Source organism: Mesorhizobium sp. B2-5-7, from assembly GCF_006440875.1.
In the GTDB taxonomy this organism is placed as follows: domain Bacteria; phylum Pseudomonadota; class Alphaproteobacteria; order Rhizobiales; family Rhizobiaceae; genus Mesorhizobium; species Mesorhizobium australicum.
Genome location: NZ_VFUO01000007.1, coordinates 51,241 through 73,376, shown reverse-complemented (window position 1 = coordinate 73,376; position 22,136 = coordinate 51,241). Strand labels below are relative to the sequence as shown.

Here is a 22,136-nt window from a genome sequence, read left to right as displayed (position 1 = left end):
TGGCCGGGCTGCGGGATGAACCGTTTACGACAAGCGCCGCGGACGTTTGATCCGCATGCAGCAGCACATGCCCTGCAAACCCCGGCGGTGAGACCTGTCGCGCGATGCCTACGACAAGGTAGGCTCCGGTTACCCGTGCTCAGATCATGGCCATGCCGCCATTGACGTGGACGGTCTGGCCGCTGACGTAGGCTGCTTCATCGGAGGCGAGGTAGGCAACCGCGGACGCGACTTCAGCGCTGGTGCCCATCCGCCGGGTCGGGATCGCCGCCATAATCGCCTCTTTCTGCTTGTCGTTGAGCTTGTCGGTCATGGCCGATTCGATGAAGCCCGGGGCGACGCAGTTGACGGTGATGTTGCGGGTGGCGATCTCCTGCGCCAGAGACTTGGAGAAACCGATCATGCCGGCCTTGGAAGCTGAGTAGTTGGTCTGGCCCGAATTACCGGTGATACCCGAAACTGAAGTGATGTTGATGATGCGGCCGTGGCGGCGGCGCATCATCGGGTGGGTCAGTTCCCGGGTCAGCCGGAAAACGGCGGTCAGGTTGACCTCGAGCACTGAGTCCCAATCGGCGTCCGACATGCGCACGAACAGGCCGTCCTTGGTGATGCCGGCATTGTTGACCAGGATGTCAACCCCTTCGAGATCGGCCTCCGTCTTCTGGCCAAGCGCCTTGACCTCGTCGCGGTTCGACAGGTTGGCCGGAAACAGCTTGACCCGGTCGCCCAGTTCGTTGGCCAGCGTCTCCAGCTTTTCGATGCGCGTACCATGCAGGCCGACAATGGCGCCCTGCGCATGCAGTATCCTGGCTATCGCCTCGCCGATGCCTCCCGATGCCCCGGTGACGAGCGCCTTGCGGCCCTTCAATTCGAACATATCTTGTCCTCTTCTCTTCAGGCCGGCGAATTCGGTTTCGCCTGCCGGAAGTCTCGGCTCGATGGATGGCTTCCTGGGCGCTCCCGATCCGCGGCGACGTAATATTTTATCCAGCCAAACGGCCTTGGTGAGTTCACGCACCAATTGGGTTGCGGCGGCATCGGCCGCACGACCAGACGCGGCTCGACCGATCTGACCACCTGGAGCTGACTGGTGGACACTGGGAGAGCGTTCAGACTGTCTAGCAAGGCTCGCGGAAGGACTTTGCGGCGACATGGACGCTCACTATACGTGCTTGAACGCTAGAACTGCGTTCGTGCCCCCCATGGCAAACGCGTTGCTCATGGCCACACGCACCTTACGCTCGCGCGGCACGTTGGGCGTGACATCGAGATCGCAATCGGGGTCTGGCTCGCGATAGTTGGCGGTCGGAGGTACCACGCCCTCCTGAATCGCCATCACACAGGCGATCATTTCAATCGCGCTGGCTGCACCTAGGCAGTGACCGTGGGTGGATTTGGTGGAAGAGACGGACATCGAATGAGCATGCTCACCGAAGACTCGCTTGATCGCCGCCGTTTCGATTTGATCGTTGGCCTTGGTGCCGGTGCCGTGCGCGTTCAGGTACTCGACGTCCTCTGGATTCAGTTTCGCATCGGCAAGGCAGGCGCGCATCGCGCCTTCCGGCCCGTGAACTGCCGGCGCGGCGATGTGGGAGGCATCGGCAGACAGACCGATGCCCGCGACCTCGGCAAGAATCTTTGCACCCCGGGCGGTAGCATGCTCATAGCTTTCCAGTACGGCCATGCCCGCACCTTCGCCCAGCACCACTCCCTTCCGGTCCGCGGAGAAGGGCCGGCAAGTGTCCGGAGCGAGCACGCGCATGGCTTCCCATGCCTTCATCATCATGTACACGAACGCCGCGTCGCTGCCTCCCGCAAGCATCACGTCGGCCCGGCCATACTTGATCTGGTCTACGGCCGAGGCAATCGCATGATTGCCCGATGCACAGGCGGTGGTGACGGCGAAGACCGGCCCGCGAAGGCCGAGGCTCATGCTGACCTGGCACGCAGCCGCGCTCGGCATCGCCTTTACTCCCGAGAACAGTTCAACGCGGGACGCTCCCCCCAAAAGGACGTCGCGGTAGCCTTTCTCGGTCGCATCGAAGCCGCCGAAGCCGGCACCCACTATTGCGCCAAAGCGATGGGCATTGCCTTCATCGCAGGAGAGTCCGGACTGTCGCATGGCTTCGCGTGCTGCAAGCACGGCAAGCAGGCTGAAACGTCCCATGGAGAGCAGCTGCCGAGGCTCAATGTCGTGCTCAGGCAGCGTCTTGATCTCGGCGCCGATCGCGCCCTCCAGTCCGTGAAGCTGTGCATTGACAATGGGACCGATGGCCGATCGGCCCTCGCGCATGCCTTTCCAGATGGACCCGACATCGGTGCCCAGCCCGCACAGCCCGCCCAGTCCAGTGATGACGACCCGGCGATCCATTCAAGCCGCCTTGTTGAGCAAGCCGCGGATGGCTTCCACCATGTCCCCGACAGTTTGGAGATCAGACCACGCATCGGCCGAGTTCATCTCGATCTTGATGCCGTACGCCTGCTCGAGATCCCAGAGCACGTCCGCCAACCCCAGTGAATCGATCCCGAGCGCAGTCACTTCGTTCGCAGTGGTTATTTCGCCGACGGATGCTGCAGTCGTTCCCTCGGCGTTCTCCGATTCGATGCGCTTCCTGATTATCTCAATGACTTCCGTTATAAGTTGATCAGACATTTGTCTCTTTCCATTTCAGCTTGTTTTTACGTGGCGCGACATAACTCCTTGAGCCGCGCGCATCGGGGAACCAGCCATCAAACTTCTGCAACTGAAGAAGCTTAACGCCCATGGAGCCGGATAAGTCCGGCTGGCCTGCGGCGCAGGCCGCGATGGCGAAGAATCTTGCTGGGAGGCCGTAGCCACTCGGGACGGATATGCAGCCCCGAAGCTTCACAGCTCCGGACCGTTGCGGTCGATCAGCGTGCCGGAGGGCCATTCGTCCATGGAGCGTCCAATTGGCGATACCAACACGAGTACGTCATCCAGGCGCGTGGACGGCAGGTCGTGATGCACATTTGCGCGGCTCGAACGGACCCGGACGCCTGGCACAATGGTGGCTATGCCCTCTCTGCAGTACCTCTCAACATGGTTACGCATGGCGTGCCGAACCGTGCCGAAAGCGAAGGGAACCCCCATCTGCTGCAGGACGGGATATACGGCGCGCATAGAAAAGCTGATTCCGAGCTTCTCAAGATCCTGACGAACGCCATACAGGCCCAACTCAGCCACAAGAACATCGACGTCGCCAACCTTGATGAAGCGGCGCAGTATTCCGATGTGTGCCGCTACGCCCTCAGGGTCGCTGGCAATAAGGCGGAGTTCGGGTCTTGCGCCGGCCCAACTGCGGCCACCTTCGAATGGCTTTGCGCCGAAGACCCCGTTTCGTCCATAGATCTTTCGGAAGAAATCGGAGAGCTCGACATGGTCGGCCACTTGCAAGCTATTTTCCCAGCATAACCTCCACTGCACGGCAGAGCGCATGGAAGAATTTCTCCTTTCGGGTTGTCCTTAAGACGCTCATCACGGCATAGAGGCAGCGGTGATCGGTGCGTCAGGTGTTTGTCCATGCGAGATTTCAGCACAATGATAAAATCCTTTGTTTCGATGGAAGGTATCCACTCTATGGATAGCCGCAGAAATGCGTTTCAGGGGGCTTGATCTCAATCTTCTCGTCGTGCTGGACGCATTGCTGGCCGAGCGCAATCTCTCGGCGGCGGCACGCCGGATCAATCTCAGTCAGCCGGCGATGAGTGCGGCCGTCGCCCGACTGCGCGATTTTTTCGGCGATGAACTGTTCAGCATGAACGGCCGCGAACGTATTCTGACGTCACGTGCGGCAGCACTTGGCCCCGCAGTTCGCGACGCTCTGCTGCACATCCAGCGTACGATTATTTCTTCCGATCCGTTTGACCCGGCTCGATCCGATCGTCGCTTCAGGATCACTATTTCCGATTTCGCCACGCTCGTTTTTTTTGAGAAAGTCGTGGAGCGTGTTGCCCGGGAAGCCCCCGCCGTCAGTTTCGAATTGCTGCCTGTCAACGATAGCCCCGATGAGCTCCTCGGGCGCGGCGACGTCGATTTTGTAGTTCTTCCAGATTTGTTCACGTCGAGCGCGCATTCGAGCGTGGCCTTGTTCGACGAGAGGCTCGTATGCGTCGGCTGTCCCACGAACAGGCAGCTGAGACGGCAACTTACATTCGAGAGATACCTGTCGATGAGGCACGTCTCGGTCAGGTTCGGACGTTCGCTGATGCCGTCCGTCGAGGAATGGTTCTTACTCGAGCATGGTCTTAAAAGACGTGTCGAGGTGGCCGTGCAGGGCTTCAGCATGATCCCACCCATGGTGTCCGGCACGGCTCGTATTGCGACCATGCCCTTCCGGCTGGTTAAGCACTTCGAAAAAACCTTCCCCCTTCAGATTGTGGAACTTCCGCTGCCGCTTCCTGCTTTCACCGAAGCGGTCCAATGGCCAGCACTCCATAATACCGATCCGGCAAGCGTCTGGATGCGCGAGGTAATGATGCAGGAGGCAGCTCGCATGGCTGTTCCGCTGTGACAACACGCGAGGCTTTACACGTCCATTTCGCTTTCTACCTCTTCGACCAACTGCTTTCGCGTCGACAGCACGCGCTGGATGAAATCAATACTGGCGGCAAGCGCGCCAGCGAGCTCGTCAATCGTGCACACTTCCTCTACCAGTTCGAACGAGAAGGGTCCCGCATAGCCATGGTCAAGCAGCGCCTGGATCTGACTGGCATTGTCAGAACCTCCAAGAAGGCGATCCGGGCAAATCCAGAACATCGGGTCGTTCACGCCTGAAATGTGCGCCAGTCCGGTAAGCTCGCCAAACAAGGAGGCCTCGCCGGCGAGCGTGTGGTGGAACGTATCGTGCATCAGGCGAAACACGGTCTGGCCGTCAACCGCGGCAATCGCCTCGACCGCTTCCTTCTTTGATCGGAGCGAGCAGGTTCGAAAGCCCAGCGGCTCAATCAGGCCGACAAGGCCGCGCGATTGGAGGACCGGCTTGAGCGCGTTTAGAGCGAGGCGGAGACAGTCATGGCGCTCGCCAGCGCTGGCGCGCGAGCCGTGGTTGACTGGCACCAGCACGACCGTCTTGGCCCCGCACGCCGCAGCGTAGTCGGCCAGCTTGCTCGCCTCCGCCCGGCGGATGGCAGTCCAGTCGTCGAAGCGCTGCAAAGCGTTCATCGAAATTATCGTGACGCCGGCTTCGGTAGCGGCCGAGCGGACCTCAGCAGCCGGAATGGCGCGTGCAACAGGATTGCTGAAACGATGGTCACGGATTTGAACATCGGTCAGGCCCTGATCACGCGCAATTGCGAAAATTGCACTGACGTCGACAGAAGGCGCCGCCATGTCTTCCAGCGCAAAGCGGGGAGATACCTGGCGCATGGGCTTGGCTTTTCCTTCAAAAAGTGCGGCGCCAGTCTTGTCTGGCTTCTCCGCGCGCCCCACCGCAGGCGGATGCACAAAGCTGATTGGAGCAGGCTAGTCAATCGAGCGATTCTTGCATTTATGATAGAAAATTGGCACGCACTGATAGAATCACATCATTCAGATATTCTCCGGCACATAGATATCGAACGGCAGAAATGTCTGGCCCGATGTCTCCGCCGTGCCGTTCTTGAGGGCGCGGTCCATCAGCAGCATCAGCTCCTGGCAAAGTCGGCGCAGTGGCGTGGCGAGCGCCATCGTGACGATGTCATCCGCGAGAGCCGCCCGTGACTCCGGCGTGATTTCATTCACGATCACGACGAGATCCTGACCGTTGCACTCGTCCCGGAGCGCGGAGATGGCACCCTCCATGCCACCGCCGGCCACGTAGAACCCGACGAGCTCAGGTTCCCGCTGCATAAGATGCAGTAGCGCCTCGTAAGTGATCTGTCGTTTCTCAAAGTTCAAGAGCGTATCGAGCACCTCGAATGCTGGCTCGTTCTCACGGAAATAGGAGCGGAAGCCGCTTTCCCGCAGCTCATGACTCTGGAAACGGTGGCTGCCGACAAACACCGCCACTTTGCCAGGCCGTTTAGCGGCTTTGGAGAACATCCAAGCTGCCGTGCGCCCGACCCTGTGGTTGTTGAGACCTACGTAGCCCTCGCGCGCGCCAGCGGCGAAGTCAGAAAGCAGCGAGAAAACCGGGATGCCTTTTGCCTTGAGCTCCTCGACTGCCGCCGTGATCTTAGGGTGGTCTGGCGCCACCATGCCGATCGCGTGACAGCGCCTACCAAGATTCCTGAGGCTAGCCGCCAGCTCCCCGGGCGAATGCGAAGGCGCGAATTCGATAACCGGAGTGCCATGGAAGGTCTCGGCCGAAGTAACCGCTGCTTCGACCTCGCGCGCGAAATCTTGGTAGAAATGCTGGGCCGGCTTTCTCAGGATGAAGCCTAGCCGGTACTGCGGCAGGTCCCGTTGCAAGCGCTGTTTGATGAGACCCGCCGCATGATAGCCGATCGCGTGGGCGGCTTCATTGACCAGCCGCGCGGTCCGCTCCCGCACCGGAAGACGATCGTTCAGGACGCGATCGACCGTTGCTACGCTCACTCCGGCTTCGCGGGCGAGATCGGCAATTGTGGGGCGCTTGGCCGTCGCGCCAATTCTGATCGGCTGTCCCTGTGTCATCGGCCCGGTCCCGGCGACGGTTCCGGGCGGCAACGTGAAGATTTCGACATGCTCCACGATCGGCAACCTATCCAATGAACAGCGCTCAAGGAGCAACCGAGCATTCGTCGCTCTCGGTTTCGTTTGCGTAAGGCATCCATGTTTCTTGATTCACCGCATTGGCGCTTCTGATCTTGTGTCTCGCGACGCGCTGTTTAGAGCCGCGAGCCGATTGTTTCGTGCTGATGACAGCGCGGCGACTTGATTGGTCGCGCTGCAGCAATCTTGCTGGGGCGGGGTGGCCGGTTTAGTCTCTCGGCAAGCTCCCGCAGAAGGCGGCTTTCATGCGCGCTTCGTCCAATTCGCCTTCCCAGCGGGCGACGACGAGCGCAGCCACCGCGTTACCCACTACATTCGTCAGCGCTCGGCATTCGGACATGAAGCGGTCCACACCAAGGATCAGAGCCATCCCAGCAACGGGAACAGTTGGTATTACGGAAAGCGTGGCGGCCAACGTGACGAAGCCAGCCCCCGTAATACCTGCGGCACCCTTCGAGGAAAGCATCGCGACGACCAACAGGAGAATCTGATCGGCAACCGACAAATGCGTGTTCGTTGCCTGGGCGATGAAGAGGGCGGCAAGCGTCATATAGATATTGGTACCGTCCAGATTGAAGGAATATCCCGTCGGGATGACGAGACCCACGACGGAACGCTTGGCGCCTGCCTTCTCCATTTTCTCCATGAGCGAGGGCAGCGCAGCCTCCGAGGAGGACGTTGCCAGGACCAGCAGCAGCTCTTCCTTGATGTATCGCACGAGAGAAAAGATTGAGAAACCGTTGTATCGGCACACCGCGCCAAGAATCCCGAACACGAAGACGAATGCGGTGAAATAGAACGTCGCGACCAGCATGGCGAGGTTGGCCACTGAACCGATGCCATATTTGCCGATTGTGAAGGCCATGGCGCCGAAAGCGCCGACGGGCGCGGCCTGCATCAGGATGCCGACCAGCTTGAACACCGGCGCGAGTAGCGCTTGAAGCAAGGAAAGCACAGGCTTGCCGGTGTCTCCGGCCATCGCCAGAGCGCTGCCGAACAGAATCGAGAAGAACAGGACCTGCAGGATGTTGCCTTCGGCGAAGGCACCAACGATAGTTGACGGGATGATGTTCATGAGGAAGCCGGTCACCGACTGATCGTGGACCTTGGCCACATAGCCCTGCACGGCCTGGCCATCGAGCGAGGCCGGATCGATATCGAGGCCAGAGCCGGGTTGAACGACATTGGCGACAATGAGACCGACGATCAATGCGAGGCTCGAGAAGGTGAGGAAATAGATCATCGCCTTGCCGGCGACCCGGCCGACCTTCTTGAGATCGTTCATGCCCGCAATGCCGGTCGTTACGGTTAGAAAGATCACAGGTGCGATAATCATCTTCACGAGCTTGATGAAAGCATCGCCCAGCGGCTTCAGAGCCTCTCCGGTGCCCGGATACAAATAGCCGACTGCGACACCGAGGGCGATGGCGGTAAGCACCTGCACGTACAGTTGGGCGTAGAAGGCCTTGCGGGCTGGGGGACCGGCGCTTCGAATCGGTGGAGCCAACAGCTTTTCTCTCCCTGACCGGATCGGGGTGGGCCTCCTCCCTTCCCGCGCTTCTCCATCGCGGCGCTCCGGTCGAGCGCTGCTGTCGTTTCGGCTGCAAGCGTCGTGCCAAGTGGAAATCCCGCGCCCAATCGTGCATGTTCAGACGCTCGGTCACCCGGTGTCCCCGAGGTTTGTGCGGGTTTCCGCACTGGCTGCCTGATCCTGGGCGAAATCCCGCACTTAGGCTCGGCATTGTGCCGCGTCGAAGCAATACGGTCCGGTAGAAGAAAGAGGATTGACAGGGCGCCGTGCAGTAATTGCTTTGCCTGGCAGAGCGGCCGCCGGTTGTGTCTCTGGCGCCCCGATGTCCCCGCTTCCTTGTCGTATTTGCGACCGACCGCCACCGGAGTGGAGGATCACCTACACGAGCGTGCTCTGGCCGCGCTCCCGCCGAAGCAGAGCGTCTCGAAGGGGCCGTCGACAGACCGATTGATCCCGCGGGTCCTGGCGCAACCGTGTGATTGAGGAGATGCTTTGCAGCACGAACACTGAAGCCCGCACGACGACAACTTCGCGCCATGGCACGCGCCAGCCTGCTCTCGTGGGAATGGCATCAAATAGCGAGGAATGAACGATTGTCGCGGTCACTCAGCGAGCCGGAACCAGGAGGACGTCGGCAGCGATTGCCGGCGATAGAAGCGCGCAAATGCGTCGGCTCGCTCAGCGCGCCAGGCACCCTCGAGACGCCGGGGCAAACATCTTTGCCGTTCCCATCGATCTCCTAGAATCTGAATGATGGATTCTATCATAGCCTCTCTCATCCTTTCAGAAATGCAAGGAAGTTCGGTTGATTGGCCACATCGTTCCGAGCAGCTGTTGACTGCCCATCTCGTTCCGAGCAGCAGTGGTGGCCACCGGAAGAGCCTGTAGAGCGCCCCGATTCACTAAGGATAGTCCAGCTATGCATCGAGCATCGCCTCCCGCATTTTTCGTGCCTGCCTTTCATCGGACCCTGACCGAAGCCAAAAACCGAGACCTACTTTTCGTCTTATGCCTCCTGCGGAACTCCGGCGTGCTGCCGCCAACCCCGCGTCACGATTGTTTCTATCGACGTCCCAAGCACTCGTGGCTCCGACGCGCGAGCAAGTGCGCCAATCTGCGGCGGCCTACGGGGCGAAGAAACTCATGCCGGTCCCGGCCAACGGTGGCTGGGGCGCCGATGCCATTTGACCAGGGCCTCTACGCCCGGCGACGTCGCAGGCCCACATGGCGCGGCGTTGCTGTCGCGGCCCGGAATGGAGGATGACATGCTAAATCATGACAACAATCGCCAATCTGAAGAAAGTGCTGAGCAGACGCCGTCATGCTGCCCATCGCTTCACGACGCCAAAATGGAATCCGCTACTCTGCCGTCACGTGAGAGCGAGCTTGCCGGCGTAGTGGAAATATTTACTACAGCACTTGCCGCCCCCTCCGCGCTCGATGTCACGTTGACAAAGGTCGTAGATATTCTGCGATCGTTTCTGCCGATGCGGCACGGCATCATCTCTCTCTTAAACAGTCATGGCGAACTGGAAATCTTCGGCGCCGGCTCGAGCGAGAGCCGCCGTGTGCCGCGGAACGCGATCGACCACATTATGAGGGCGGGCACGCCCCTGGTCACCGAGAACATCGCCTTTCATTCGGCTTTCACCGCCGCCGACACGGACGTGCTCGGGGTCTCCAACAACGCAGCAGTGTCCTTCATCGGCGTTCCCATTCGCGTCGATGCGGATGTCGTGGGCACACTGACCATCGACCACGTACTGGGCGAAGACCCAAGAGCTTGGCTCGATCACAACCTCTATCTGCTCAACCAAATCGCTAATTTGGTAGGTCAGACAGTCAAGTTTCGTCGCTCCCTAGGGGGCGGTCGCCAGCAACCCATGGCCCAGCACGACTTGCAGCCAAAGCAGAACCAACCGGCGCGGCAGCGTAACAAGATTCACATCGAGGGGATGATTGGCGACAGTTTGCCGTTTCGCGATCTGATTGAGAATATCCAGGTCGTAGCCAAGCTCAAGATTGCGGTTCTGTTGCGAGGCGAGTCGGGTACCGGGAAGGAGAAGGTCGCCAAGGCCCTCCATGATTTGTCGCCGCGCGCCAAACGCCCCTTCATCAAGGTCAATTGCGCTGCGCTATCCGAGACAGTCCTGGAATCCGAATTGTTCGGTCACGAGAAGGGCGCATTCACAAGCGCGTTCAACTCGCGCAAGGGGCGCTTTGAGCTCGCCGACAAAGGGACGCTGTTCCTGGACGAGATCGGCGAGATCTCGCCATCGTTCCAGGCAAAGCTCTTGCGTGTGCTGCAGGAGCAGGAGTTCGAGCGCGTCGGCGGCAACCAGACCGTCAAAGTCGATGTTCGGATCATCGCTGCCACGAACAAGAACCTGGAAGAGGCAGTTGCCAGAAATGAGTTCCGGGAGGACCTCTATTACCGCATCAATGTGTTTACGGTGCGGGTGCCGGCGCTGCGCGAAAGGCGCAGTGATATTCCGCTCCTCGCAGCCGAGTTTCTCAAAAATTTCAATGATGAGAACGGCGTTACGATGACCCTCGATCCCGGTGCGGTTGAAGTGCTGATGAACTGTGATTTTCCCGGCAACATTCGCGAGCTCCAGAACTGCGTGTATCGGACAGCCGTTCTGGCGATGGGGGCATCGATAGGGAGAGGCGACTTTGCATGCTGCCAAGGCCAATGCTTCGCAGCGGCGCTGCATAAGGTCAGATCCGTCAGCCTGGCGCTGCAATCGCGTCCGATGTTGCCGGCGCCAGGGGGTGCGGCCATAACGCCGGCTGCTGCCGGTACGTCTCCCTCCGTCGCAGTCCCGCCTGAGACTACAGGGGAGCCGCCACTCAGCAGGATAGCTCACTTGAACGGTACGAGAACGACCGGTGCTGAAGCTGTCATCGCGGCCATGGAAAGATGTGGCTGGGTCCAGGCAAAGGCGGCACGCCTGCTTGGACTGACGCCGCGCCAGATTGGCTACACGCTGAGGAAATACGGCATTGAGATCAAACGTCTGTGAAGAATCAACCGAACCAGATGAAGCCTTGGTGCTTTGGCGCCTTGAGACGAGCGATGTGGGGTCCCCGCGTCGCCATTTCGATTCGATCGACCCAGGCAAGAACATGGGGCCATGACGCTTTGCTACCTAGCAATGAGATTGGCGGGCAGGAGGCCAATTTCAAGCTGTTTCGACCTGGTTGGCCCCAACGACAGGTGGCCGTTATGTAAAGCAAAATAGAACGAGGAACCGGTGACCGGTGCTACCACCCGATATGAGCTCTGTGCGCTCGCTATCCTTTTTGGTGTAGAACACGTCCATGCTAAAGACTCCTGTAAATTGCGGGCCCGCCTTTAAATTGCGGGCCCGCCTTTTCGCAGGAGCCCACGATGTCTTTTGAAAGGAAAATCTGGAAGGGCGTGCCGACCAAGATCGAAGAGAACCCTTGGCAGGCCGCACACCTTATTGACGAGGACTTGTACGATGGATCGGTGATCGCAGAGCAATGGATCGTTGCAGCGGCCGACTGGCGGTTTGGGCCTGAACAGGTTCGGTGCGTCGGAGCCGGGTCCCAGGCGCCCGGTAGCGGGAGCATCCCGGCGAAGTAGTTCATCTCGACATCAAGAGCTGGGCCGGCCTTGGCCTCGTCGGACATCGCATCACCGGCGGCAAACGGGCGTAGTCAATCGCCTCCTCGGCATCGGCGGGATTCGTCCATGTCTGGATCGACAATGCTCCGTGTGTGTCCGCTTTCGTCCAGGTCATGTCCGACAAGCGCAAGGTGTCCGCGGTCCTCAGAAGCCGCTGGTGTGGTTTGCCCGCTCTTGCTGATTCACGCCTGATGTTGGTCATTCATCTGACGACGTTGCTTGCGCCGGCAAGGGAAAGGTCTCGTCAATGCCAAACACAGGGTACGCACGAAGGGTGACCCTCACAGCTGCGATGTCCGACGAGTCACGCGAACTCCTGATCCAGGCGAAGACCCGACCACTGTCTACAGAGTGATTGAAGCAACGCCTCGGGGCCTTAACTGAAAGATTCCTCCAGCTGGCGGCGCAAGAACAATAGCGCCACGACTGAGACCGGTACGCCGGCGAACTGGATGGCCGACGTCGCCAGCAGCGCGATCGCTACTAGCGGCGCCGGCGCTGGGCCGCCGAACCCGTTGATGATCAAGCGGATCAGGGCTGCCTCGCGCGGCTTGTGCCGCGTTGGTTTGTACCCCATCAGACTCCCTTCATCCTATTGTCACGGCCGGCAGCTGCGACGATAACTAGCCCGAAATCTTGAACCTCCTGCCGACCCACGACAGCCACTTGGCCCGCCTGGGGTGGCGCGGGGAAGGGCAGGGCGCTCCGTGCATCAGGGACACGACCGGGAGCCCGGAGTGCGAATCGAACTTGCAGGCGATCTCTACAGCCTGCTGTGAGGTCCCGCCGGATTCGAGAATGGCCTCCGCGTAATGGGAGCCGCTGCCGACAACAAAATAGGGGCTTTCGAGCATGCCGGTCAGTGTCCAGGCGCCAGACGCCACTTGAGCGCGCCCGTCGGGATGAACGACCAGCAGACCGACGTTGGAGCCTTTTACACCCTCTGGCGTGTTGTGAACGTCAGCGCCAGCGGCGTACCAGTCCAGAATGGCCTCACCGGCGCCAACCTGGGGAGTCGTTGCGCCAATCAGGCGTCCATCCGGAAGACGGCGGATTTTGAGCTTGGAGCCGATTGACCCCAGGCCGGCGCCGTAGGCACGGCTGTCGGCGGCCATTACGCCGTGTTTGTAGGCGATCGTCGTCACAGCCACGTCCCCTCGTCAACCTTGCTCATGGCCGCGTCGGCCGAGCGTACGATCTCGACAGTGTCGACGCCGGCAGCGACCGTTTTCGCGGTTAGTTCCTGGGGCTGGAGCCCTCGATTCTTGACGACTGCCCTGGCCTCGGTCACGCATTGGTTGGCGATCTTGTGGATCTCCCGGTCCAATTGTGCGGTATCCATCTTTACTCCTGCTAACGGTTTCGAATTCCTTGCTATTTCGGTAACGGTCACGCAATCCTCGTGCCAAGGAGAGCGCCGACAACAGCAAAATGCCGGGCGTGCAGGTCACTTGTCGATTGCGCAGTCGTCGCCGGCTGGCGCGTGTGCAGGTTCACGTGGTTTTCGTCTCTGGGGTGCTATCTGAGTTGGCCCTTGCTGGCGGAGGCCAGAGCGCCGTGGCCACGTTGCGCGAGGGGATGTGCCGTGCCCCGAAGGTCTCGTATTCGTAGCGCTGAGGTATCATCGAGCTCACAGCGGTTTCCGGTGAGATAGGCGTCGGGATCGGCCAGAAAAGCGAGCGCCTGCTTGCGCGAGATCGTCAGCTCGCGCCCAGCATTTAGATGGAGACGCCGGCGAGACGGAGCGATCGCATCTGCGGCACTCGAGAGGAAAAAGGCGAGCGGATAGCGCAATTGGTGCTCCTGCCATGGTCGGGAACGCCCCGCCCTTAACGAAAGGCCGGTAGTCGGACCGCATTCGCCGATGCTGCACAACACGTGCCGTCTGCTGGATTGACGCGATCTTGCGAAGGAGTGCTCGAACTATGCCCGAAAATGAGTTCTCACGCTGACGCCCGCAGACTTGCCGGCCTCATCCCGGTGAGACGTAGCCTGCCGTCGCCGAACTTGGAAAAGGCGGGCTGGCCTCGATATTGGCTGACGGCTGTGTCGAGTGTCCAGCAGGCAGAACCTAGAAACTGGCGATGAACACGGCGAAGACGGCCAGCTTCGGCAATGATGGTTGAGCGACGCGGCTACTGGAACGCGACTGGGGCGAACGTAGACTGGTCGCGGGTTCGTCGATTACGCTCCCACAAACAGCGGGGAGGTGCCTTGCACCAGACGGCTGGGCGCCGGGTCCGCGGGATCAATGGCTGCCGAACCGACTCTAGGCCGAATGGCCTCCAGCGGTCTCGTGCTCAATCGCGTCCCACTCGCTGCCCCACTTTTCCGGTATCCGAGTACGATAGCGGTCTATGATCGCCATCCGACACGGAGTGTCGGATTGTCGGGTCCGCGACAAACCTCTTCGTTCAGGCACTTTCTTGTCTAGGGCTTAGGCTAACCGCTGGAAACGAATGTCGGGTCGATGGGTGAGTTGATACGATTTTTGCGAGCCTTGGTGTGGAGCAGGAAGAGGTGGGATCTTGGAAGCGTGGACCGTCGATGCCACACGCTCGGCGCGCGGCAGCCGGTTTGCCTCGACCAGAGCCACACGCTGTTGCGGGACAGTATGCTACCGAGGAAAAACCTGAAGTGACCGCAGATCAAACATCATCCGCTGGACAGTTGCCCACCCGTCGGGGCTTATGGCCCTGCGTCAGGTCTACAGCGTTTCTTCAACGCTTGGAGGCAGATGGTTGCCGCCGTTTTCTGGATCGGTCTCGTTCGCACGGCTTCTTGTCCAGGGCTTGCTGGAGGCGAGGCAGCGTTCGTCTGATTGGAAACGGATTAGGGTTATCCCGCTCATCATACGGCCGTCACGCGGTTGGCTTCCTTGAGTGCGAGTGGTTTTCTCTGCCCGCTTCATCCGCGGCGTTCGCCGACGCGCCTAAAGCGGATACTGCCGGCGATGCTTGCATCAGGTACGAGAGGCGGCTTTTACGGTCGCATCAGCTTCCTCTTTGGGAATGTCGTCGAAGGATGAGTAGTTCAGATCGTACAGTTTGGAATAGAGCCCGCCCATAGCCATCAGTTTGTCGTGGTTGCCGGTCTCGATAACCTGGCCGTTCTGAAGTACGATGATCCGATCGGCATAGCGGATTGTGGCGAGCCGGTGAGCGATGACGAGGCCAGTGCGGCCTTCCAGGAGTTTTCTCAGAGCCTTCTGGATCAACATTTCCGTGTAGCTGTCTATGTTGGCGGTGGCCTCGTCAAGAACCAGGATCTTGGCGTCGGCAACAAGAGCGCGGGCGAAACTGACAAGCTGACGCTGGCCGAGAGAAAGGTTGCCGCCGCGTTCGCCGAGCTGGGTTTCATACCCGTTGGGAAGGCTCGTGATGAAGTCGTGGGCTCCGACCACCTTAGCGGCCTCGATCACCCTGTCGCGCGTGGCCTCGGTCTTGTGATAGCGGATGTTCTCGAAGACTGTCCCGGTGAACAGGAACGGTTCCTGCAGTACCATGGCGATCTGGAGGCCGAGGGATTCCTGGGTGAGGTCGCGCACATCGCGTCCGCCGACCAGCACCTGGCCTTGCTGAACATCATAGAAGCGGTGGACGAGGGCCATTGCGCTCGATTTACCAGAGCCGGTCGGCCCGACCAAGGCGACGGTCTCGCCGGGATTGACCTCGAAAGATACGTTGCTCAGCACCGGATGGTTGGGATCGTAGCCGAACGTAACGTTCCTGAACTCAACCGAGCAGTCCATTTCCGCCGAAAGTACCCGCGCGTCGCGTTTGTCCTGCACCTCGATCTGGACGTCCAGCACCTCGGTCAGGCGCTTGCCGGAGGCCATCGCTCTCTGCATGACCGAATATTGCAGGGTAAGTGAACGAATTGGGTCAAAGAAGCGTTGGATATAGAATATGTAGGCAACCAACGCTCCTACTTCGATGGGACCATTCATGGAGCCGCCGACCACAATTACGACAGCCATGGCGAGGCCTGTGAGGCCATCCACGATCGGCACCATTATCTGTGTATACCTGGCAGCGATCAGGTGGGTTGTGAGGTCAGCATGTGCCTTGTCGTCATACAATGCGAAGTTTACCTGCTGGCGGTCCATGGACTGAACGGTGCGCACGCCGTGAATGGCTTCGGCCAACGCGCCGTTAACAACTGAATTGGTGTCTTGTGCAGCAGTGAAGGCGTCGCGAGCACGCGGCAGCCAGACGATGCGGATAACCAACAGGACCGGCAAGACAGAGAGCGTCAGAAGGCCGAGCCTGAAGTTGACGCACAGCATAACGACAATGATGCCGAAGAGAAGCGTTATGTCGCCTACAGAGTAGATTGAGCTTTCGAGGAATTCCTGGATAGAGTTGACGTCGCCTTGGAGGCGGGACATCAGGCGTCCGATCTCGGTCTTGTCCATGAAGGAGAGCGATACCATCTGCAGATGCGCAAACATGGCGCGGCGGATGTCGAAGAGGACGTTTCCGGCCATTTTCCCGATCACGGCTTCCTGTGCGTAAGCGGCGCCGAAATTAACCAGAATGGCGAGCGCAAACGCGCCGGCGGCCTCAAGCAGTGCGGAGCGATCAACGCCTGCCGGGGTTATGGCCTCGTTGATCGCGTAGCGGATGATCAGCGGGATGAGAAGCTGCGTGCCAGTGAAAATCAGTAATGCGGCGACGGAGACGGCTGCCGTGGCCTGGTAGGGACGAACGAAGGCCCAGATGCGCCGAACGATCTTTTGGTCAAAGGCCCGGCCGAACATCTCCTCCTCGGCGCGATGGGAACCGACGACCGCGCGCGGGGGACGTCTGCCGCCGTCATTGGGTTCGATTTCGATTTCGCTGGCGTGCTCCTGGGCCATCAGGGCGCGCCCCTATACTTCGTCACAATGTCATCTCCCGGGCGCAACTGCAGATCATGAAGGGCCTTGTAGCGTCCTTGCTTGGCCAAAAGCTCTTGATGGGTACCACGTTCCACGATCTTGCCGTTGTCGACAAACAGGATCCGGTCGGCGTGCTTGAGCGAACTTAGCCGGTGGGCGATGATGATCGTCACCCTATCCTTGGCGAAACGCCGTATCGCCACGCGAATGCGCTGTTCGGTGGCGGCGTCGATCGCGGCCGTTGAGTCGTCGAAAATGACGACTGATGGACGCAACATCATGGTGCGAGCTATGGTGAGGCGCTGCCGCTGACCCCCTGACAGAGAAGTGCCCCGTTCGCCGACGACCGTCTTGTAACCTGCGGGGAGGCCCAGGATGTAGTTGTGCAACTGGGCGGATTCGCTAGCGCGCTCGATCCGCTGTTCCTTTGCCCAAGGGTCGCCATAAGCGATGTTGTTCTCGATCGTGGTAGTGAACAGGAATGCATCCTGCTGTACGACAGCGACCGCCTTGCGAAGCGTGGCGAGGGTGACCCCACGGATGTCCTGCCCGTCAAGCATGATGGCGCCCCCAGTGACGTCGTAAAAGCGGGGGATCAGGTGAGCGATTGTCGATTTGCCCGAACCCGGCGGACCCACGATCGCGATCGTCTCGCCCCTACGGGCACAAAAAGTGACATTCTCAAGAACGGCCCGGTTTCCGGTGCCGGGATATGCAAACGAGACATTGTCGAAGCGCAGAGTGCCTTCACCGATCTCAAGTGGTCGGGCGGTGGGAACATCCCTGATCGTATTGTCCTGATCGAGCAGACCGAAGAGGCGCGAACCGCAAGTATAAGCGCGGGCGAAGCCGTTGACCATCAGGCCAATCTGCCGGACGGGCATTTGCAGGATCGTCATGAAGGCCAGGAACATGGTGAGCGTCCCAACGCTGATCTGGCCGACGATGACCTTGTTGCAACCGATCCAGAGGACCAACCCCATGGCGAGAAAGAAGGCCAGGGTCATCGCCGACGTATTTGGCACGTACACGTCAACCTGCTGGTGAGCGACTTCGAGCGCGTTTTTCGACGCGCGGTCGAACTTTGCCATCTCGTAGGCCTGTGCCGAAAAGGCCCGGACAACGCGGATACCCGCCAGATTTTCCTCCATCACACGGCCGAGGACGGAAAGCCGCTCCTGCAGGTTGAGCCAGATGGCGCGTAGCTTGACCTGCGTGATCGACGATCGCCAGGCTACGAAAGGCACGAAGCTCAGCGCGATGAAACCGAGCAGCGTGTCGGTTGAGATCATCCTGTAGCCGCCGATCCCGATCAGCATGGTGAGCAGAAGCAAGCGAACCAGGGCGGTGGAAAAATACATCCGCACACCATCGAGATCGAGGATGCCGAGGGTGATCAGGTCGCCTGAATGCACCCGGTCGTGAAAGGAAAAGCTGAGGCGCTGGACCTTGTCGTAAAAAGCCAGCCGCAGTTCGTACGCGACGTGATGTCCGACGGCCTCGGCAAAATAGTTTTGCGCCATCGTGAAAAGGCCGCGTAGCGTACTCGCGGCGAGCAGCAGGAGAGCCGGAACCCACAGCGCTTGTTCTGCAGCCGCCCCCGTGGCACCGCCCCCGAGGACTACCTTGGTCTGGTCGATAGCGTCGCCGAGAAGCTGGGGAATGAGCACCTGCAGGATTACGGCTGCGATAGTCGACCCGATCGCAAGCGCGGCTTGGCCCGGATGCCTCAGATTCATGCGCGTGATGCGCAGCAGCGTGCTCAAGCCCCGGCCCCACCCGGCCGCTTTCACATGCGCGGACGATTTGAGAGAGGTCGTGCCAACAGCATCACTGCTCACGGTGTGTCCCTAACTTAACTTAGCGCCTTCAAAAACAAGCCATCGACTCACACCAACGAAGTCCTCAAGTTGACCAGGGCATTGGCTCAAGTCGTTGACCCGGCGAGTTGCGCCACGGCATCGCTGTCTGGCATGTCAATCACCGTGATCCCGCTTGCCCCAAGGAAACGCGCTTCGTTTCTGGTCAGCGTTTTCCCGTCCATTATCGCGTAACGTGGGCCTTCTGAGCGCTTCATGATCTGCCTGGCGTAAGTGCGCAGCATCTGATCGTTGAAGCGGCAGCCGAGGAATAAAAAGCCCCGGTCGGTGCGCCGTTCCTTGACCACGTCAGGGATAGGGGTCTGGATGTCGATCTCGGTCAGGGCTTCGACATAGTCGGAATCGGCTATGAGGAAATTTGCGGCCGGCCTGATACTGCCATGAGGCGCGTAGAGAACCGTCCTTGTCGCTGCTCCGGGCTCGAGCTCCGTCCCGAACAAGTCGTAGGTTCTGGTCCAAATGTCGCGAGTTTCGTTCGCCCGGGTGACGCCTTGTATCTCGGCGACGTCGGTTCGGCCGGCCTCAGCCAGCGCCGCCCTCATGGCGCCTTCGTACCAGCTGTCGACGATGAGGGAGAGCGGGAGCTTTGCGAGCCAGTTGTGGAGGAGCGTCGGCGCCGTCGGCCCCGCGAATATATCTGCCATCCAGGCTTGAAGTGTGCGGCGATGCCGGCGCTGCTCGATGAATTGCGCGACCGACCACATGTTGGTGCGGATCTTCGAGGGAGCTGTGGCCCGGGTGTTGAGTGCGGCGGCGACGGCCTCCGGGGTGCACGGTACAGGCGGCTCCGCTGAGCTTAGCCGCAGCAGACCCGGACCGAGATACGGGATCACGTGATCGGAAATGAGCGCTTGTCTGGCCAGCTCAAGCAGCTTTCGGGCAAAACTGTCGCGGACGACGAAGAGGTGGCCCGAGGTCGGGATCGTGTTCATGCTCGTTTCCTCTCCACGCCTCCTGATTGAGGCGAAACGTCAGTCGTCGTCCGAAAGCTTTCTTGCCTCGACGGTGATCGGCAGACGCGTATTCGGGGGAAGATCGGGTAGGAGAAGGCGCCAGCCGTTCCTGAGCGTTACGACCCCACCCCACAAATCTTGGTTCTCGAACTTGATAATCGCCTCTTCGAGATCTTTTTTGGGGACGTACGCGGACAATCCGGCATCGGTCCTGCGGATCATAACTTTCATCAGGCCGTCCCTTGCTTCGCGTTTTCTTCGGCCCTACCGGCAAGGTCGGCCCTGTCGAGGCTCATCAATTCGCGCGCTCGCATGCCAACGACCGTGCCACGGTCGATCCATTCGACGGCATAGATGAAGAACTGCTGTAGAAAGGTGCCGATGTCGCGCACATAACCCTCTTCACCCTTGCGCACGAGATTTTCGCCGATCTCCCTGCCAGGATAGGTGCCGTCATTCTTTATGTGACGAGTGGCGCGGACCCGCTCTCCCGGCCTGAATTGGGGAGGCCTGCGGATTTCGACCTCCTGTTCGCGTGCGAGCCGCATGGCGGTTCCTTGTTTGTTTGAGGCCAGAGTTGTTGATGGGGCGCGCAGGCTTTCCCGGAAGCAGCCCTATGCCGGGTCAGGCGGGAACGCAGGTCTTCGGCACCGGGCATACCGAGGCACATTGTTGCGTGTCGAATTCTCCCTGGCATTCTGTGCACTTCTGCGGCTCGACCACGTAGCTCTCGCCTTTGAACTTGATCGCACCGGACGGGCATTCGAATTCGCAGGCGCCGCATTGCGTGCATTGGGATGCGATGATCTTGAAAGCCATTTTGACTCCTGTTCGAGTGGAATGAGACGGCTCAGGCGTTCGCCGCGAGTGCCGGGACGCCGGACTCGGCGGCGTAAATCGCGCCGATTGCCGTTTCGATATAGTCATGGCCATAAGCGTCGGTTGCTCGGATACCGGCGTCCGCCAACTTATCCTTGGGGCAGTTTCCAATCTTGGCGCAAAGCACGATGTCTACGCCTTCCAGCGCGGCGATGACGCACTCGAGAGTGTCGTTCTCGCCCCACCCGCCGAGGCAATACTGCTCAACCTTGCGGTGCCCGACAAAGTTGATACCTATCGGCGAGGCTTCATACACCTGGAATTCCTTGGCATGGCCGAAGTGTTCGTTGACGCGGCCGCCGCCCCTAGTCGCCACCGCGACGACCAGGGACTTGCCGGAGCCGGCTGCCTTGACCATTCCAATCGCTTCGCTCCTGGCCGCCAGGTGATCACGGCGCTCGTCCGCGACCAGCTCCCGATAGGCTTCGCGCTTGCCGGCATCATAGGTGAGCTCGCCAGGAATCTGGTCGATCGTGAATTCCTGGCCACGATCCTCGCCGAGCAGGCCGACGGCATCTGCCCGGCACTGCCGGCAGTGGCGCATCAGCTTGGCGCCGCCTTGAAGAAGATCCTGAAGAGCCGTCATCTCCATTGCATTTGGGCCGCGCTGCCCGGTCAGTCCGTAGTACGTGCCGTGAGCCGGGTCTGAAATCAGGGGCATGACGTTGTGCAGGAACGCGCCGCGCTGCTTGACCTGCTTGTTCACCTCAACCAGGTGCTGGTCGTTCACCCCGGGGATCATCACTGAATTGATTTTGGTGAGGATGCCGCGCGCGCTCAGCATCTCCAAGCTCAGCATCTGTCGCTCGTGCAGGATCCTGGCGGCTTCGATGCCGACGTAGCGGCGGTGGTCGTAAAAGATCCAGGGATAGATCTTTGCTCCGACTTCCGGATCGACCATGTTGATGGTGATCGTCACGTGATCGACATTCATGTCGGCAAGCTCGGCGACATGGTCCGGCAGCGCGAGCCCATTGGTAGAGATGCAAAGCTTGATGTCGGGGATTTCCCTGACGACGCGTTCGAACGTCGCCTTTGTCTTCTCCCAGTCGTAGCAGGCATCGCCCGGTCCGGCGATGCCCAGCACGGAAAGCTGCGGCACTTCGTTGGCGACCGCGATAACCTTGCGTACCGCCTGGTCGGGCGTCAGCTTTTCCGAGACAACCCCAGGCCGGCTTTCGTTGGAGCAGTCATATTTGCGATTGCAATAGTTGCATTGGACATTGCACGCAGGCGCGACAGCGACGTGCATGCGCGCGAAATAGTGATGCGCCTCTTCAGAAAAGCACGGATGATCCTTGATCTTGTCCCAGACAGCCGGATCCAGATCGTCCGGTCTTGTCGACGACCCGCAGGAGGTAGATACGCAGCCACCCGAATTCGCGCTCGCCAGCAACTGGTCGGAGAGCTTCGTCTCGGTCAGGCTCTCAACCGAAATTGCCGGTGCGGACATCGAACGGCTCCGTTGCGGGTTAACGTCGCAGTTCAAAGCGCAAGCGCAATGCCAACTCAAAAGGCGGCACTATGATCGGCAATTGGCTTTCGCGTCGGATATCATGAGGCTGCTCCGACATAAATTTGTCGGACCTCGGACAGCGGCAGCCGCATAAGGTGAGGAAGGCGACTACGGCCGGACATCATTGAGAGACAGAAATCGCGTGTCGA

The 22,136-nt window shown here is 60.0% G+C and carries 19 protein-coding genes and 1 pseudogene; 3 read left to right on the top strand and 17 right to left on the bottom strand.

Annotation, left to right across the window (positions count from 1 at the left end; translation table 11 throughout):
* Positions 1-139: 139 nt before the first annotated feature.
* The 4 genes from fabG to FJ543_RS26535 form a co-directional block, all read right to left on the bottom strand.
* Positions 140-877 (bottom strand): 3-oxoacyl-[acyl-carrier-protein] reductase, encoded by a 738-nt coding sequence (fabG, locus tag FJ543_RS26550; RefSeq protein WP_064993557.1) that lies wholly within the window; start codon positions 875-877, stop codon positions 140-142.
* Positions 878-1,162: 285 nt separating this feature from the next.
* Complete coding sequence (locus FJ543_RS26545) at positions 1,163-2,371, bottom strand: beta-ketoacyl-[acyl-carrier-protein] synthase family protein (RefSeq protein ID WP_064993556.1); 1,209 nt, start codon at positions 2,369-2,371, stop codon at positions 1,163-1,165.
* Complete coding sequence (locus FJ543_RS26540) at positions 2,372-2,653, bottom strand: acyl carrier protein (RefSeq protein ID WP_064993555.1); 282 nt, start codon at positions 2,651-2,653, stop codon at positions 2,372-2,374. It lies immediately after the preceding gene.
* Between the two features lie 213 nt (positions 2,654-2,866).
* Positions 2,867-3,457 (bottom strand): NodA family N-acyltransferase, encoded by a 591-nt coding sequence (locus FJ543_RS26535; protein WP_064993554.1) that lies wholly within the window; start codon positions 3,455-3,457, stop codon positions 2,867-2,869.
* Between the two features lie 157 nt (positions 3,458-3,614).
* On the opposite strand from FJ543_RS26535, the gene FJ543_RS26530 reads away from it, so the two are divergent.
* Positions 3,615-4,532, top strand: a complete 918-nt coding sequence (locus FJ543_RS26530; RefSeq protein ID WP_064993553.1) for a LysR family transcriptional regulator — start codon at positions 3,615-3,617, stop codon at positions 4,530-4,532.
* 14 nt (positions 4,533-4,546) lie between these two features.
* On the opposite strand, the gene FJ543_RS26525 is transcribed toward FJ543_RS26530, so the two are convergent.
* The 3 genes and pseudogenes from FJ543_RS26525 to FJ543_RS26515 form a co-directional block, all read right to left on the bottom strand.
* A complete protein-coding gene (locus tag FJ543_RS26525; RefSeq protein WP_064993577.1) occupies positions 4,547-5,386 on the bottom strand; it encodes a TIM barrel protein in 840 nt (279 codons plus the stop codon).
* Positions 5,387-5,548: 162 nt separating this feature from the next.
* Entirely contained in the window at positions 5,549-6,613 is a 1,065-nt protein-coding gene (locus FJ543_RS26520; protein ID WP_064993576.1) for a LacI family DNA-binding transcriptional regulator, read from the bottom strand.
* A 194-nt stretch (positions 6,614-6,807) separates the two neighbouring features.
* Positions 6,808-8,201: pseudogene (locus tag FJ543_RS26515) on the bottom strand (dicarboxylate/amino acid:cation symporter).
* 1,286 nt (positions 8,202-9,487) lie between these two features.
* On the opposite strand from FJ543_RS26515, the gene nifA reads away from it, so the two are divergent.
* Together nifA and FJ543_RS26505 are read left to right on the top strand one after the other, a co-directional pair.
* Positions 9,488-11,248 (top strand): nif-specific transcriptional activator NifA, encoded by a 1,761-nt coding sequence (gene nifA, locus FJ543_RS26510; RefSeq protein WP_064993575.1) that lies wholly within the window; start codon positions 9,488-9,490, stop codon positions 11,246-11,248.
* 368 nt (positions 11,249-11,616) lie between these two features.
* The gene (locus tag FJ543_RS26505) at positions 11,617-11,835 is read left to right on the top strand and encodes a hypothetical protein (RefSeq protein ID WP_064993551.1); all 219 of its coding nucleotides are present in this window, start codon (positions 11,617-11,619) and stop codon (positions 11,833-11,835) included.
* A 418-nt stretch (positions 11,836-12,253) separates the two neighbouring features.
* On the opposite strand, the gene FJ543_RS31595 is transcribed toward FJ543_RS26505, so the two are convergent.
* From FJ543_RS31595 to nifB, 10 genes are all read right to left on the bottom strand, one after another.
* Complete coding sequence (locus FJ543_RS31595) at positions 12,254-12,454, bottom strand: hypothetical protein (protein ID WP_176479567.1); 201 nt, start codon at positions 12,452-12,454, stop codon at positions 12,254-12,256.
* A 46-nt stretch (positions 12,455-12,500) separates the two neighbouring features.
* Positions 12,501-13,022 (bottom strand): hypothetical protein, encoded by a 522-nt coding sequence (locus FJ543_RS26495; RefSeq protein WP_064993549.1) that lies wholly within the window; start codon positions 13,020-13,022, stop codon positions 12,501-12,503.
* Positions 13,019-13,219: a hypothetical protein gene (locus tag FJ543_RS26490; RefSeq protein WP_064993548.1), complete on the bottom strand. Its 201-nt coding sequence runs from the start codon at positions 13,217-13,219 to the stop codon at positions 13,019-13,021. Before FJ543_RS26490 ends, FJ543_RS26495 begins: the two co-directional genes overlap by 4 nt.
* A 1,620-nt stretch (positions 13,220-14,839) precedes the next feature.
* Complete coding sequence (locus FJ543_RS26480) at positions 14,840-16,738, bottom strand: ABC transporter ATP-binding protein (RefSeq protein ID WP_064993547.1); 1,899 nt, start codon at positions 16,736-16,738, stop codon at positions 14,840-14,842.
* Complete coding sequence (locus tag FJ543_RS26475; RefSeq protein ID WP_064993546.1) at positions 16,738-18,600, bottom strand: ABC transporter ATP-binding protein; 1,863 nt, start codon at positions 18,598-18,600, stop codon at positions 16,738-16,740. The genes FJ543_RS26480 and FJ543_RS26475 overlap by 1 nt, the downstream gene beginning before the upstream one ends.
* 86 nt (positions 18,601-18,686) lie before the next feature.
* Complete coding sequence (locus FJ543_RS26470; RefSeq protein ID WP_064993545.1) at positions 18,687-19,571, bottom strand: SIR2 family protein; 885 nt, start codon at positions 19,569-19,571, stop codon at positions 18,687-18,689.
* 39 nt (positions 19,572-19,610) lie between these two features.
* The gene (gene nifT / locus FJ543_RS26465; protein WP_064993544.1) at positions 19,611-19,823 is read right to left on the bottom strand and encodes a putative nitrogen fixation protein NifT; all 213 of its coding nucleotides are present in this window, start codon (positions 19,821-19,823) and stop codon (positions 19,611-19,613) included.
* A complete protein-coding gene (locus FJ543_RS26460; protein WP_064993543.1) occupies positions 19,823-20,140 on the bottom strand; it encodes a nitrogen fixation protein NifZ in 318 nt (105 codons plus the stop codon). The genes nifT and FJ543_RS26460 overlap by 1 nt, the downstream gene beginning before the upstream one ends.
* Positions 20,141-20,216: 76 nt before the next feature.
* On the bottom strand, positions 20,217-20,411 hold the full coding sequence (locus tag FJ543_RS26455) for a 4Fe-4S dicluster domain-containing protein (RefSeq protein WP_013533512.1): 195 nt from the start codon (positions 20,409-20,411) through the stop codon (positions 20,217-20,219).
* Between the two features lie 31 nt (positions 20,412-20,442).
* Positions 20,443-21,924 carry a nitrogenase cofactor biosynthesis protein NifB gene (nifB, locus tag FJ543_RS26450; RefSeq protein WP_064993542.1) on the bottom strand — a complete coding sequence of 494 codons (1,482 nt, stop codon included), beginning with the start codon at positions 21,922-21,924 and terminating at the stop codon, positions 20,443-20,445.
* Positions 21,925-22,136: the final 212 nt, after the last annotated feature.

Excerpts from the sequence above, each read along its gene's own strand:
- fabG (WP_064993557.1), bottom strand. The coding sequence starts at position 877 with ATGTTCGAATTGAAGGGCCGCAAGGCGCTCGTCACCGGGGCATCGGGA.
- FJ543_RS26545 (WP_064993556.1), bottom strand. The coding sequence starts at position 2,371 with ATGGATCGCCGGGTCGTCATCACTGGACTGGGCGGGCTGTGCGGGCTG.
- FJ543_RS26540 (WP_064993555.1), bottom strand. The coding sequence starts at position 2,653 with ATGTCTGATCAACTTATAACGGAAGTCATTGAGATAATCAGGAAGCGC.
- FJ543_RS26535 (WP_064993554.1), bottom strand. The coding sequence starts at position 3,457 with ATGCGCTCTGCCGTGCAGTGGAGGTTATGCTGGGAAAATAGCTTGCAA.
- FJ543_RS26530 (WP_064993553.1), top strand. The coding sequence starts at position 3,615 with ATGCGTTTCAGGGGGCTTGATCTCAATCTTCTCGTCGTGCTGGACGCA.
- FJ543_RS26525 (WP_064993577.1), bottom strand. The coding sequence starts at position 5,386 with ATGCGCCAGGTATCTCCCCGCTTTGCGCTGGAAGACATGGCGGCGCCT.
- FJ543_RS26520 (WP_064993576.1), bottom strand. The coding sequence starts at position 6,613 with ATGACACAGGGACAGCCGATCAGAATTGGCGCGACGGCCAAGCGCCCC.
- nifA (WP_064993575.1), top strand. The coding sequence starts at position 9,488 with ATGCTAAATCATGACAACAATCGCCAATCTGAAGAAAGTGCTGAGCAG.
- FJ543_RS26505 (WP_064993551.1), top strand. The coding sequence starts at position 11,617 with ATGTCTTTTGAAAGGAAAATCTGGAAGGGCGTGCCGACCAAGATCGAA.
- FJ543_RS31595 (WP_176479567.1), bottom strand. The coding sequence starts at position 12,454 with ATGGGGTACAAACCAACGCGGCACAAGCCGCGCGAGGCAGCCCTGATC.
- FJ543_RS26490 (WP_064993548.1), bottom strand. The coding sequence starts at position 13,219 with ATGGATACCGCACAATTGGACCGGGAGATCCACAAGATCGCCAACCAA.
- FJ543_RS26480 (WP_064993547.1), bottom strand. The coding sequence starts at position 16,738 with ATGGCCCAGGAGCACGCCAGCGAAATCGAAATCGAACCCAATGACGGC.
- FJ543_RS26470 (WP_064993545.1), bottom strand. The coding sequence starts at position 19,571 with ATGAACACGATCCCGACCTCGGGCCACCTCTTCGTCGTCCGCGACAGT.
- nifT (WP_064993544.1), bottom strand. The coding sequence starts at position 19,823 with ATGAAAGTTATGATCCGCAGGACCGATGCCGGATTGTCCGCGTACGTC.
- FJ543_RS26460 (WP_064993543.1), bottom strand. The coding sequence starts at position 20,140 with ATGCGGCTCGCACGCGAACAGGAGGTCGAAATCCGCAGGCCTCCCCAA.
- FJ543_RS26455 (WP_013533512.1), bottom strand. The coding sequence starts at position 20,411 with ATGGCTTTCAAGATCATCGCATCCCAATGCACGCAATGCGGCGCCTGC.
- nifB (WP_064993542.1), bottom strand. The coding sequence starts at position 21,924 with ATGTCCGCACCGGCAATTTCGGTTGAGAGCCTGACCGAGACGAAGCTC.